Origin of the sequence: Pseudoalteromonas sp. UCD-33C (assembly GCF_001306895.1) — a bacterium.
Lineage (GTDB): Bacteria > Pseudomonadota > Gammaproteobacteria > Enterobacterales > Alteromonadaceae > Pseudoalteromonas.
The window spans coordinates 88,521-102,146 of sequence record NZ_LJTB01000003.1 but is presented as its reverse complement, the minus strand read 5'-3'; the positions used below and the strand labels follow the sequence as shown (position 1 = coordinate 102,146).

Sequence of the window (13,626 nt, the reverse complement as noted above, 5' to 3'; positions counted from 1 at the left end):
ACAGCTCTGAGTTGCTTTTACATTTAAAGGACATTTTTAAGTGCAAGCAATTATTAAAGAATTTCAACTAGGTCAACACACTGTGACCCTAGAAACAGGTGCTATCGCTCGTCAAGCAGACGGCGCAGTACTAGCAAGCATTGGCGACACTTCAGTATTAGTTACTGTTGTTGGTAAGCGTGATGCACAACCAGGTCAAGACTTCTTCCCACTAACAGTTAACTACCAAGAACGTATGTACGCTGCGGGTCGTATCCCTGGTGGTTTCCTTAAGCGTGAAGGTCGTCCTAACGATGGCGAAACACTTATCGCTCGTCTAATCGACCGTCCAATCCGTCCACTTTTCCCAGACGGTTTCGTAAACGAAGTACAAGTAATCGCGACAGTTGTTTCTGTTAACCCAGAAATCCAACCTGACATGGTTGCTATGATTGGTACTTCAGCAGCACTTGCTATCTCTGGTATTCCATTCAATGGTCCTATCGGTGCATCACGTGTTGGTTTCATCAACGGTGAATACGTACTTAACCCAACACTAGCTGAGCTTGAAGAAAGCCAATTAGACCTAGTTGTTGCTGGTACTGATAACGCAGTACTTATGGTTGAATCAGAAGCTGAAACACTATCTGAAGACGTGATGTTAGGTGCGGTTGTTTATGGTCATGAGCAATCTCAAGCTATCATCAACGCAATCAACGAGTTCAAAGCTGAAGCGGGTAAACCAGCTTGGGATTGGACTGCACCAGAGAAAAACGTAACACTTGCTGAGAAAATCTCTGCAATTGCTGCTGATAAAGTAGGTGAAGCATACCGCATCACTGACAAAGTAGCGCGTAAAGAAGCACTAGGTGCAGCGAAAGAAGAAGTTGTTGCTACATTAACAGCTGAACTTGCTGAAGGCGAAGAGCTAGATACGCAAGAAGTTGGCAAACTATTCGGTTCTTTAGAAAAAGAAATCGTTCGTGGTCGTATCATCGCTGGTGAAAAACGTATCGATGGTCGTGAACCAGATATGGTTCGTGCACTAGACGTAATGACGGGTGTTTTACCACGTACTCACGGTTCTGCAATCTTCACGCGTGGTGAGACGCAAGCACTTGTAACTGCAACGCTTGGTACAGAACGTGATTCACAGTTAATCGACGACTTAACAGGTACTAACAAGCATCACTTCATGCTTCACTACAACTTCCCTCCGTTCTGCGTAGGTGAAACAGGTTTTGTAGGCTCTCCTAAGCGTCGTGAAATTGGTCACGGTAACCTAGCTAAGCGTGGTATTGCTGCGGTACTACCTACACTTACTGACTTCCCATACTCAATCCGTGTTGTTTCAGAAATCACTGAATCAAACGGTTCATCGTCTATGGCATCAGTATGTGGTACGTCACTAGCACTTATGAACGCAGGTGTTCCAATTAAAGCATCTGTTGCTGGTATCGCGATGGGTCTAGTTAAAGAAGGCGACGATTTCGTTGTTCTTTCAGATATCTTGGGTGATGAAGATCACTTAGGTGACATGGACTTTAAAGTAGCGGGTACTTCAAACGGTATCACTGCACTACAAATGGATATCAAGATCGAAGGTATCACTAAAGAAATCATGCAAATCGCTCTTAAACAAGCGAAAGCAGCACGTTTACACATCTTAGGTGTTATGGACGAGGCGATTGCAGCACCTTCTGAAGAGTTATCTCAATTCGCACCACGCATCTACACAATGCAAATCCCTGCGAAGAAAATTGCTGAAGTTATCGGTAAAGGTGGCGCAACTATCCGTCAACTTACTGAAGAAACTGGCACAACGATTGAAATCGAAGATGACGGTACAATCAAGATCGCTGCAACTGATGGCATCAGCGCAAACGATGCAATCAAGCGTATCGAGCAATTAACTGCTGAGCTAGAAGTAGGTACTATCTACACTGGTAAAGTTGTACGTATCGTTGATTTTGGTGCGTTCGTTAATATCCTTCCGGGTAAAGACGGTCTAGTGCACATTTCACAAATCAGCACAGAGCGTGTTAACAACGTAACTGACCACCTAAGCGAAGGCCAAGAAGTTAAAGTTAAAGTTCTTGAAGTAGATCGCCAAGGTCGTGTACGTCTAAGCATCAAAGAAGCAATGGAACCAGCTGCTGAGGAAAAAGCAGAAGAGTCTAAAGACGCTTAATGATGATTGAATAACCAGTTATTTGCTGGATATAAGAAAAAGGGGCTGTTTAGCCCCTTTTTTTATGCTTTAATGAAACCTATCCGCTTCGCCTTTGTCTACAGAGAATTCAGGTATTAAGGAATTTAATGATTTTTAAACACTTAGCATTGACCGCTGTGGCTATTTTTTCTTTAAGTGCATGTCAAACAACTTCACAACCTGAGTCAGTCCCTATTGTTAATGTGCCTTTTACTGCACCATTAGCACCTGATTTTCGTAACGAAATTACGATTGCTCGCTATTCTGAACTACTAAATCGTGCTGATTTAAGTGCAGAGCAACAAGCCAAACTTTATTATGATCGCGGTGTATTATTTGACAGCTTAGGTATGTCGACCTTGGCGCGTATTGACTTTAACCGTGCGATTAAGCTCAAACCAGACCTAGCAGAAGTGTATAACTTCTTAGGCATTCATCACACACTAATGCAGCAGTATGAACAAGCTTATGAGTTCTTTGATTCGGCACTTGAGCTTAACGAGCAACACGAGTATGCCTATTTAAATCGTGGTATTGCCCTTTACTATGGTGACCGTCCATCACTTGCACAAGATGATTTACAGCAGTTTTTAAATCGTTCACCGAGCGATCCTTATCGTGTGTTATGGCTTTATTTAGCCCAATCAGAAGCTGATAAAGCGCAGGCCTTAATTGATTTAGAAGCTAACTCGCAGGGTGTTGATGAGTCTCAATGGGGTTACCAACTGTTGGCACTTTATTTAGGTGATATCAGTGAGTTTGAGTTTTTATCTGGCATTATTGAAGGTGTAACTTCAGAGCAAGAGTATGCGCACCGCTTATGCGAAGCTTATTTCTACCTAGCGAAGATGCATCAAGCGGCGGGTGATAACTATCTTGCTGCCGATTACTTTAGACTTGCCCTTGCCACCAATGTGCATGAGTTTGTTGAATACAAATATGCCCGCTTAGAGCTTGAGTTAATGGCTGGTGAAAACGCAAGCTAAGGTTTCTTTTACTGCTATTCTATTACTGAGCTTGGGTTTTGTACCAAGCTCAGTGTCTCGTTTTATTCCCGCTTACGCTTATTACGCAAATACTACTCCTTCACAAGCAATAGCTATCTATAATTTGGCACCCAGCGCCATTAATTTGCAGCATTTAGTGCTGAGTAACTCACAGCTTCGCCAGTTAGCAACGCTTAATGATAGTAATGCGGCGTATCAGCTTGCGCTCAGGTTTTTGCAGCAACATGATTACACCGCAGCAAAATTATGGTGGCAGCCTTACTTTGCTAAATTCAATTCAGATCAGCAACAAACCTTAGCGGAGCAGTTAGTCAGAGCAAACCAGTGGCTCTATATAAGTTACCTAGGTAAAGCTGGCAAGTTACCAGAGGGAAATGCCAAGCAAGCTTGGCTGTTGCAGCAACAAATGCCGCCAGCTCAAATTGACCCAGCTTATGCGCAGCAACAGCAATTAGCCTTATCAACATCAAGTGTACAAGCAAGCAGTCAGTGCCAATTTAATATTTTAATGATGACAGATCATTACAAGGGCATTGATACTTTAAAGCAGTATAAGCAGCAATACAGTAAAGCGCCTGAGCCTGCAAAAGGCAGCTTTTGTTTTACTGACGTTGTTTATGTTGCTGATAAGTTTAGTTGTGATGATAGTAGTGGGGCGCTTAAGTGTAACTGGCAAAATGCGGCAGCGCATCCGTGGCCTGAAGGTTTTGACTTTATTGTGATGATGTCAAAGCAAGGGGCTGCTAATGTGCTTGGCGGGATTATGCATATCAATTCATCGCAATCTTATGCGGTATTTTTACATGAGCTAATGCATTTCAATGGCTTTGAAGATGAGTATGCTTTACCAGAGCAAAAACAACAGTGGCTGTGTAAGCAACAGGGGCTGGTTGCGCCAAATCTGTTTATTGCAAATAAGGTTTCCCCACCAAAAGGCTGGCAAAAAAGTATCGCTTGTAGCAATCAGTTAGCCTATAAACCAAGCCCTAATTGGTCGATTATGCAGTACCAAACAATGAGCTTGTCTGAGCAATACCGTGAGCTTTGGCAAAAACAAATTAACCAGCCCTTAACAAAGCCGATTCGGTTTTCTGAATATTTTGCCTTTTTAGGCTTAAAGCCAGTGTTTACAACAGCTTCCAAAGAGCAGAAATTTTCTGACTAATCGTCTATTTATTGCTATTTTAGTATGCAAAGCGGTTAAATGTTGTGCAAATAGGTGTGTCTCCTATAGACAAAATAGCACCTGATCAGTATAACTATACGCATTGTAAGCTTTTTTTGAAGCCAACTTTTAACCATCCAAATGAACAGTACGCAACTAATTAAAACTAGAGCGGTATTGATATTCTTATGACACTAAAAGGCTCCTAATTATGACTTTGCTCTGGATACCCCTGTTATCCTTAATCGGCAGTGTTATTTCATCCTGCACTTCAAAACTAACACGTAACCAAAGCACTGCTTTGACCATGTTAGCGCCTTTGATTGCCCTTGGAATTGTATTTTCGTATACCCCTGCAGTCTTTTCTGGTGAAACAATTCGCTACACTGCTGAGTGGATCCCTCTTTTAAACATGCAAGTCTCGTTTCGACTTGATGGTTTAACGTTACTTTTTCTATATATGATCTTGGGTATCGGTACCCTGGTGATTTTTTATGCGCGTTATTACTTGAGTAGTAGCGACTCAATGCCAAAGCTATACTGCTATTTAATGCTATTTATGACCGCAATGGTCGGCATCGTGATGTCGAATAATGTGATCCAGCTGTGGTTTTTCTGGGAGCTCACCAGTATTAGCTCGTTCTTATTGATTAGCTATTGGTGGCATAAGTCAGAAGCTCGCAAAGGCGCGCGTATGGCACTTGCTATTACAGGTGCCGGTGGTCTTGCGTTACTAGCAGGTTTATTACTAATTGGTGATATTGTTGGTAGTTATAATCTTGATGTGATTTTAGCAAGCAAAGCGCTTATTCAATCTCATGCACTTTATGAGGCTGCGTTGGTATTAGTGCTTTTAGGTGCATTTACCAAATCTGCACAATTTCCATTTCATTTTTGGTTACCACATGCCATGGCAGCACCGACACCAGTCAGTGCCTACCTACACTCTGCAACCATGGTTAAAGCAGGTATCTTTTTATTAGCGCGTTTTTATCCTGCGCTTTCAGGCACAGATACATGGTTTATCTTAGTGGCAATGACGGGTCTGGCGACTTTATTGGTTGGCGCTTATATCGCGTTATTTAAGCATGATTTAAAAGGCTTGCTGGCGTATTCAACAATCAGCCATTTAGGTTTAATTACCTTACTGCTTGGTTTAGACACTGAGCTTGCTACAGTGGCTGCTATCTTCCACATTATTAACCACGCAACCTTTAAAGCGTCGTTATTTATGGCAACGGGTATCATTGACCATGAAACTGGCACCCGTGATATGCGTAAACTTAATGGGATGTGGCGCTTTATGCCGTATACCGCCACACTTGCTATGGTAGCAGCGGCAGCCATGGCGGGCGTGCCACTGTTAAATGGTTTCTTATCGAAAGAAATGTTCTTTGCCGAAACACTGCATCAGCAAGTGCTTGGCTCTATGTCTTGGTTAATTCCAGTGTTAGCGACTATTGCTGGTGCACTCTCTGTCGCGTATTCAGCACGCTTTATTCACGACGTGTTTTTTAACGGCGACCCAATCGATTTGCCAAAACAGCCTCATGAGCCACCACGCTATATGCGTGTACCAATCGAAATTTTGGTTGTGCTGTGTTTACTCGTCGGTATGTTCCCGCACTTTGCAGTAAGTGATATTTTAGCTTCGGCATCTTTCGCAGTGCTCGGCGATGCAGCCCCAGATTATAAGCTATCAGTATGGCATGGCTTTAATTTACCGCTGTTAATGAGCTTTATTGCTACAAGCGTGGGCGTGATGATTTATGTGCAGCGTAAGCACCTGTTCCACTTCCAAGCTTCATTGCCAACTTTGAATGCTAAGAAAGGCTTTGAGCGTGGCTTATATAGCTTAATTAAATGGTCACAAGAAAAGATTAAACGAATCGAAAATGGCTCGTTACAGCGCTATGCCTTTGTGATGATTGCTGTGGTGCTTATGTGTGCGGGCTGGCCTTTATTTGAAATGCGCCAGTTAGCAGGAGCAAGTGAGTTAACGCCAATCGATTTCCATAATGCTATTGGTGCTGGCTTACTAATAATTGGTGCGCTGGCAACGGTTATTTGGCATCGCTCACGAATGATATCTTTGATTATGATTTCAATCGTAGGCCTGATGGTATCTGTTGCATTTACTCGATTCTCTGCGCCAGATTTAGCACTGACTCAGTTAACCGTTGAAGTTGTCACGGTAATGCTACTGATGCTCGCACTGTTCTTTTTACCACAGCGTACTCCGAAAGAGTCAAGCTCACTGCGTATTCTACGTGACTTGGGTATCTCATCGGCAATTGGTGTGGTTGTGGCAAGTATTTGTTATGCGCTTCTGACAAGACCACTTGAGTCAATTTCTGACTTCTTTGTTGCTAATGCAAAAACTGGCGGTGGTGGTACTAACGTTGTAAACGTTATCCTCGTTGACTTTAGGGGGTTTGATACCCTAGGTGAGATTACCGTATTGGGTATTGCTGCGTTAGGTATTTATAAGCTTCTTATTAACTTGCCGCTGTTTATGCCTGCAAGTGATAGTGAAGGGCGCCCATGGGCAAGAGAGCGTTACCCAATTCTACTGTCGAGTATTTCACAAAGCTTGTTACCACTTGCATTACTTGTGTCAGCGTATATTTTCTTACGTGGTCATAACTTACCAGGTGGTGGCTTTATTGCAGGACTGGTCACTGCGATTGCATTTATTTTGCAATATATGGCTAATGGTTCGCACTGGATTGCAGACAGATTTGACGTGAATTATCGTAAGATTATTGCGTCAGGTATTGCTATTGCATTGTTTACAGGTATTGGAAGTTGGTTCTTCGAACGTCCATTCCTAACAACCTGGTTTGATTATTTTGATATTCCGCTAGTCGGCAAGACAGAACTTGCTAGTGCTATCGTATTTGATTTAGGTGTGTATTTAACTGTTGTAGGTGCAACGCTGATGATTTTAGCAAGTTTAGGTAAATTAACTGCTGATACACCCAAGCAAGAGGTAAATATTTAATGGAAGTATTGTACGCATCATGCGTCGGCGTGCTGGTTGCATGCGGAATTTACTTAATATTACGGGCTCGTACCTTCCCGGTAGTACTCGGCCTGACTATGTTGTCGTATGCAGTTAACCTGTTTTTATTCTCTTCAGGTCGTTTAACTATTAACAAAGCGGCTGTACTTGGTACAGGCAGTGAGTATGCCGATCCACTCCCTCAAGCACTGGTTTTAACCGCCATTGTAATTGGCTTTGCGATGACCGCTTTTGTGGTTATTTTAGCGATTCGTGGCCGTGCTGACTTGGGTAATGACCATGTTGATGGTCACCTTGTTAAGTCATCGAAGGAGCAAAAATGATTCAGCATTTAGCTTCTTTACCAATTTTAATTCCGATGTTGGCAGGGGTGATTTTACTCATGCCGCCATGTGGTAAAAACTTACATATTCGTCGTGTTTCGTCGGTTATTTTGTCGATTGTCACACTATTGGTCAGTGCTTATTTATTATTTCACGTAAATAGTACCGCACCGCTTGTTTACGCAATCGGTGATTGGTCTGCACCATTTGGTATTGTGATGGTTGCCGATAGGCTAGCAACGCTACTTGTGCTACTTACCAGTTTCCTTGGTGCAGTTGTGGTGCTTTATAGCTGTGCAGGCGATGATAAAAAAGGGAGCTTTTTCCATCCGTTAGTGCACTTTTTAGTGTTAGGTGTAAATGGCGCCTTTTTAACTGGCGATGTATTTAACCTGTTCGTATTTTTTGAAGTGCTGTTGATTGCTTCGTATTCATTATTGATGCATGCCGGCAACAAACATAGTACCCGAGCTGCACTGCAGTACGTCATTTTAAACCTGATTGGTTCAAGCGTATTCTTAATTGCGCTGGGTGTACTTTATGGTGTGTTAGGCACATTGAACATTGCTGATTTAGCGCAAAAAGTACCACAGCTGACGGGTGATGATGTTTACCTTGCTAAAATTGGTGGCTTGCTGTTAATCGTGGTATTTGCGTTAAAAGGCGCGTTATTACCGTTACATTTATGGCTACCGAATACCTACGCAAGTGCAATGCCATTAGTTGCTGCATTATTCGCGATTATGACCAAGGTCGGTGTGTATGCCATGTTGCGCGTGTATACCGTAATATTTGGTGATAATGCTGGCGAACTCGCTCACATGGCACAGCCTTGGTTATGGGGCTTAGCACTAGCGACCATAGTGATGGGTGGTATTGGTGTATTAGCGAGTCAAGATTTTAGAAAGCTTATTGCGAATCTGGTGGTTGTATCTGTGGGTACTTTAGTGGCATTGGTTGCGATTCAGAATGTCTCTGCAACAGCTGCATTACTTTACTACTTAGTGCATTCAACCATTATTTGCGCTGCACTATTCTTAATTGCGGATTTAATTGCTCAGCAACGAGGTAAAGTTGCTGACCGGTTAGTTGCAGGGCGCGCCGTTGCACAGCCATATTTACTTGGTACTTGTTTTGTAGTGGCTGCACTTGCTGTTGTTGGTATGCCACCGTTATCTGGCTTTGTCGGCAAAGTATGGATTTTAAAGAGCACGTTAGATAGCGAAAAAGCCATGTTGTTTTGGCCAATCTACCTAGTTTCTAGTTTAGCGTTATTAGTGGCGGTTTCACGAGCCGGTACCAGCTTATTTTGGGATCACACCCATAAAGACAGTGAAGCAATTGATGGCACTAAAGCACACCCTGTTAAAGTGATAGCTGTAGTTGCATTACTTGCGTGTTCACCATTAATGGTTGTATTTGCAGGACCGATTTCAGACTATATGTTAGCAACGTCAGAGCAGTTGTTTGATATCAACACTAGCATCAACGCTGTATTACAAGGAGGCCAATAATGCGTTTAGAATCTCGCTTTCGTTGGTTGCCAACACCATTTCGCAGTGTTTTATTATTCATTGTATGGCTGTTGTTAAATAATAGTGTGTCGCCAGGACATCTGTTTTTAGCTGCATTTTTTGCTATTACTATTCCGTGGATCACATTCCCATTTCGTGATCCACAGCCTCTTATTGTCAGGCCAGGTCTTGCGTTTAGGCACTTATTGTTAGTGCTGTACGATATTGTCACTGCTAACTTACAAGTTGCTCTGTTGATCCTTGGACCAACGAAAAAGTTACGCCCAGGTTTTATCAAAGTACCATTGGATTTAAGCCATGAAATGCCAATCACTATTTTGGCCAGCACAGTATCTTTAACACCAGGTACAGTGAGCGCAGAGGTTTATCCTATTCCTGAGTCACTCGAAGAGGGCGAAGAAATTCAGCAGCGCTACTTATTGATTCATGTACTCGATTTAGCTGATGAACAAGCGTTAATTAATACTATTAAGCAGCGCTACGAAGCACCGCTTAAGGAGATTTTTCGATGCTAGATACCGTTTTTCTAATTGTTTTTGCAATGATAGCCATATCGTTACTGTTAAACCTATGGCGTTTAATTGTTGGGCCGTCGGTACCTGATCGTATATTGGCTTTAGATACTATGTTCATAAATACCATTGCTTTAATTATTCTATATGGCATGAGCATGGGCACCGATTTATATTTTGAAGCCGCATTATTAATCGCCATGCTTGGCTTTGTGAGCACTGTAGCGGTATGTAAATACCTGTTGCGTGGCGATATTATTGAATAAGGTAACGAATGATGAGTGAATGGATTGTATCAATCTTATTATTAATTGGTGGTTGCTTTATTCTTATAGGTTCAATCGGACTTGTGAAAATGCCTGACTTTTTTATGCGTTTACATGGTCCAACTAAAGCAACAACGCTTGGCATGGCATCATTGCTAATTGCTGCCATGGTGTATTTTAGCTACACCCACGATGGCATCAGTGTGAAAGAAATTTTGATTTCGATTTTCTTACTGATCACCGCACCTATTAGCGGCTATATGCTGATCAAATCAGCCATCCACCACAAGCTTCGTGCTAAAGATGGCACCAAGGGCCTCGATAACATCGAAGAAGATTAATACCAGCTCGCAATAATAGTTAAGCGAATTGGTGTGATATCTGAGTAATCAGAACAATGTGATCTACTACTGTGGCTTTTATTGCGCTCGTAGATCGCATAAAATGCCCCGTCATTTAGTACAGTAGGTAAATAGAGCATTATGCGAGTAGCACTTGGAGTAGAGTACAACGGCGCGCGTTACAGTGGTTGGCAACGTCAATCACACGTCAATAGCGTACAACAAGAAGTAGAAACGGCGTTGTCGCGTATTTGTAATCATCCAGTCGAAATTGTTTGTGCAGGCCGCACCGATGCGGGTGTACATGGCACTGGGCAGGTGATCCATTTTGATACTCACGCTGAGCGTGAAATGGTCGCGTTTACGATGGGTATGAATACCTTACTGCCAAAAGATATTGCTATTCGCTTTGCCAAGCCTGTAAGCGAAGACTTTCATGCTCGTTTTAGTGCCACAGCACGTCGCTATCGTTATGTGATTTATAATTACACCTATCGCGGCGCTATCATGAGTGAAGGGGTGACCCATTTTCATCACCCATTAGACGAAACTAAAATGCAAGAAGCCTGTCAGTATTTAATAGGTGAGCATGATTTTACTTCGTTTAGAGCACTACACTGCCAAGCAAATACAGCTAATCGTACTATTCACCATTTATCGGTAAAACGCCAAGGTGATTATGTGATCATTGATATTAAAGCCAATGCGTTTTTACATCACATGGTACGAAACATCACCGGGTGTTTGATGGACATTGGTCTTCATAAGCATGAACCTGTGTGGTTAAAAGAATTACTCGATTTAAAAGAGCGCGCTAAGGCAAGTGCAACAGCAAAAGCCGCTGGCCTTTACTTAGTTGATGTGGATTACCCAGAACATTTTGGCATTCCTAAAACACCATTAGGGCCTTTGTTTTTACCTGATTCAGACAGTTAGTCTTAAGTCCACGACTACTAAGACCAGTTTTTTATATCGTCTGCGGGTAATTCATGTTTTAATTGAAAAAATCTGTCTGTTTATTTGTTATCAGAAACACAAGTGAGTGTTTCCAATTAAACAGACTGCGACACAGAACAGCATTAAGAGAGTTGCAAATGAGTTGGTTAGAAAAAATCTTACCTAAAACGACTAAATCGTCAGGTCGTAAAGAAATCCCTGAAGGGGTTTGGGCTAAGTGTACAGACTGTGATTCAATTTTATATAAAGCAGAATTAGAAAAAGCACTCAACGTGTGTCCTAAGTGTGATCACCACATGCGTTTAAGTGGCCGTAAACGTCTTGAAAACTTTTTAGATGATGCTGATCGGCAAGAAATTGGTGCAGAGCACGAACCAAAAGACGTATTAAAGTTTAAAGATTCTAAAAAATACTCTGACCGTATTAGCCAAGCACAAAAAGCAAGTGGCGAGAAAGACGCACTTGTAGCAATGAAGGGCCGCCTAAAAGGCATTCCTGTTGCTGCTGTTGCATTTGAGTTCTCGTTTATGGGTGGTTCAATGGCGTCAGTAGTAGGTGCTCGTTTTGTTGAAGCTGTAGATCAATGTTTAGAGCACGACATGCCACTTATTTGTTTCTCTGCATCAGGCGGCGCACGTATGCAAGAAGCTCTTATGTCATTAATGCAAATGGCTAAAACAAGTGCTGCACTTGCAAAAATGAGCGAAAAAGGCTTACCGTTTATATCAGTATTAACTGATCCAACAATGGGTGGTGTATCTGCATCACTGGCAATGCTTGGTGATGTAAACGTTGCTGAACCTAAAGCGCTTATCGGTTTTGCGGGTCCTCGCGTAATTGAGCAAACAGTTCGTGAAACACTTCCTGAAGGTTTCCAACGCAGTGAATTCTTGCTAGAGCATGGTGCAATCGACATGATTGTAGACCGTCGTGAAATGCGTGACACCCTTGCACGTATCTTAGCGAAATTTATGAACTTGCCTTCTACTGAACAAGAGCATAGAGTAGCGTAAATTTCAGCTTAACTGATTAAACGCTATGACAGAAATCCTTCCTAGCCAATCATCAAGCCTTGATGATTGGCTTTGTTATTTAGAAAGTGTCCATCCTGCTAATATCGAAATGGGTTTAGAGCGCGTAGAACGCGTGGCAAACCAAGTCGGCTTACTCGATACATCAAGCAAAATAATCCTAATTGCAGGCACCAACGGTAAAGGGACCACAGCCCGTTGCCTAGAAAGCTTATTACTTGCACAGGGTTACAGTGTGGGTACTTATGCTTCGCCGCATCTTATTCGTTATAACGAGCGTGTACGTATTAATGGCCAAGAGCTTGACGATCAATTCCATGTTGATGCTTTTGATATGCTCGAAAAAGGCCGTGGTGACACGCAGCTTACTTACTTTGAGTATGGAACTCTGGGCGCACTGGCTATTTTCAAACGTCACGCCGTTGATTATGTGCTGCTAGAAGTGGGGCTGGGTGGCCGTTTTGATGCGACTAATATCGTGAATCCGTATGCTTGTGTGATCACCACCATAGATTTAGACCATAAAGAATACCTAGGTGATACTCGTGAACTTGTTGGGTATGATAAAGCCGGTATTTTCCGTACCAATACACCCGCTATTGTTGGCGATTTAGCGATTCCGCATACAGTGACTGATTATGGTAATGAAATTAACGCTGATATGGTGCTATCAGGCCAAGACTTCATATTCACAGAAGATAATGAAGGCTTTAACTGGCAGTACCAAGGTAACGATTGGCGCTTAGCTAAGCCCGCTATCCCTTGTCAAAATGCAGCAACCGCGTTGACCCTACTTGCAAAACTTGAGCTATTGCCAAGTGAGCAACAAGTGCGTGATTGCTTGGCGGATCTAACTGTAGAAGGGCGCTTTCAGCATTTAAGTCAGCAGCCGCTTGTTTTTACCGATGTTGCACATAATCCTGAGTCAGCTCGATATTTGGCACGCAAATTAAGCGTGTATAAAGATCAAGGGTTTAAAATTCATGCATTAGTCGCTATGCTTGCAGATAAAGATAAAGTGGCTGCAATGTCGGCCGTGGCAAATGTTGTTGACCAGTGGTCGTTAGCAAGCTTAGATTGTTTTCGTGGCGACAAAGTTGAGAATCTTGCTAAAGCACTAGCCGAAACCACATCAACAGCGCCTAGTACGCACTATGAGAGTGTTGAAACTGCGCTAGATACGTTATTACCAAATGTTGATGAAAACACGTTAGTGATTGTGTTCGGTTCGTTTATAACTGTGGCTGCAGCCATCAATTACTTTAAAAAATAG

Annotated in this window: 12 protein-coding genes; all 12 read left to right on the top strand. The window is 42.5% G+C overall.

The window, feature by feature from the left end; translation table 11 throughout:
• The first annotated feature begins 40 nt into the window (after nucleotides 1-40).
• The 12 genes from pnp (at nucleotide 41) to folC (ending at nucleotide 13,626) form a co-directional block, all read left to right on the top strand.
• Nucleotides 41-2,170 carry a polyribonucleotide nucleotidyltransferase gene (gene pnp / locus AOG26_RS08550; protein WP_054562096.1) on the top strand — a complete coding sequence of 710 codons (2,130 nt, stop codon included), beginning with the start codon at nucleotides 41-43 and terminating at the stop codon, nucleotides 2,168-2,170.
• A 128-nt stretch (nucleotides 2,171-2,298) separates the two neighbouring features.
• Nucleotides 2,299-3,177 carry a lipoprotein NlpI gene (gene nlpI, locus AOG26_RS08545; protein WP_054562095.1) on the top strand — a complete coding sequence of 293 codons (879 nt, stop codon included), beginning with the start codon at nucleotides 2,299-2,301 and terminating at the stop codon, nucleotides 3,175-3,177.
• Nucleotides 3,161-4,363 carry a hypothetical protein gene (locus AOG26_RS08540; protein WP_054562094.1) on the top strand — a complete coding sequence of 401 codons (1,203 nt, stop codon included), beginning with the start codon at nucleotides 3,161-3,163 and terminating at the stop codon, nucleotides 4,361-4,363. Before nlpI ends, AOG26_RS08540 begins: the two co-directional genes overlap by 17 nt.
• Nucleotides 4,364-4,574: 211 nt before the next feature.
• A complete protein-coding gene (locus tag AOG26_RS08535) occupies nucleotides 4,575-7,367 on the top strand; it encodes a monovalent cation/H+ antiporter subunit A (protein WP_054562093.1) in 2,793 nt (930 codons plus the stop codon).
• Nucleotides 7,367-7,711 carry a Na+/H+ antiporter subunit C gene (locus tag AOG26_RS08530; protein WP_054553167.1) on the top strand — a complete coding sequence of 115 codons (345 nt, stop codon included), beginning with the start codon at nucleotides 7,367-7,369 and terminating at the stop codon, nucleotides 7,709-7,711. The genes AOG26_RS08535 and AOG26_RS08530 overlap by 1 nt, the downstream gene beginning before the upstream one ends.
• Nucleotides 7,708-9,225 carry a monovalent cation/H+ antiporter subunit D gene (locus AOG26_RS08525; RefSeq protein ID WP_054562092.1) on the top strand — a complete coding sequence of 506 codons (1,518 nt, stop codon included), beginning with the start codon at nucleotides 7,708-7,710 and terminating at the stop codon, nucleotides 9,223-9,225. The genes AOG26_RS08530 and AOG26_RS08525 overlap by 4 nt, the downstream gene beginning before the upstream one ends.
• Nucleotides 9,225-9,761, top strand: a complete 537-nt coding sequence (locus AOG26_RS08520) for a Na+/H+ antiporter subunit E (protein WP_054562091.1) — start codon at nucleotides 9,225-9,227, stop codon at nucleotides 9,759-9,761. The genes AOG26_RS08525 and AOG26_RS08520 overlap by 1 nt, the downstream gene beginning before the upstream one ends.
• On the top strand, nucleotides 9,755-10,024 hold the full coding sequence (locus AOG26_RS08515) for a K+/H+ antiporter subunit F (RefSeq protein ID WP_054553164.1): 270 nt from the start codon (nucleotides 9,755-9,757) through the stop codon (nucleotides 10,022-10,024). The genes AOG26_RS08520 and AOG26_RS08515 overlap by 7 nt, the downstream gene beginning before the upstream one ends.
• A gap of 8 nt (nucleotides 10,025-10,032) precedes the next feature.
• Nucleotides 10,033-10,365, top strand: a complete 333-nt coding sequence (locus AOG26_RS08510; RefSeq protein ID WP_054553163.1) for a Na+/H+ antiporter subunit G — start codon at nucleotides 10,033-10,035, stop codon at nucleotides 10,363-10,365.
• A 141-nt stretch (nucleotides 10,366-10,506) separates the two neighbouring features.
• Entirely contained in the window at nucleotides 10,507-11,301 is a 795-nt protein-coding gene (truA, locus tag AOG26_RS08505; protein ID WP_054553162.1) for a tRNA pseudouridine(38-40) synthase TruA, read from the top strand.
• A gap of 158 nt (nucleotides 11,302-11,459) precedes the next feature.
• The gene (accD, locus tag AOG26_RS08500) at nucleotides 11,460-12,335 is read left to right on the top strand and encodes an acetyl-CoA carboxylase, carboxyltransferase subunit beta (protein WP_054562090.1); all 876 of its coding nucleotides are present in this window, start codon (nucleotides 11,460-11,462) and stop codon (nucleotides 12,333-12,335) included.
• Between the two features lie 25 nt (nucleotides 12,336-12,360).
• The gene (gene folC / locus AOG26_RS08495) at nucleotides 12,361-13,626 is read left to right on the top strand and encodes a bifunctional tetrahydrofolate synthase/dihydrofolate synthase (protein ID WP_054562089.1); all 1,266 of its coding nucleotides are present in this window, start codon (nucleotides 12,361-12,363) and stop codon (nucleotides 13,624-13,626) included.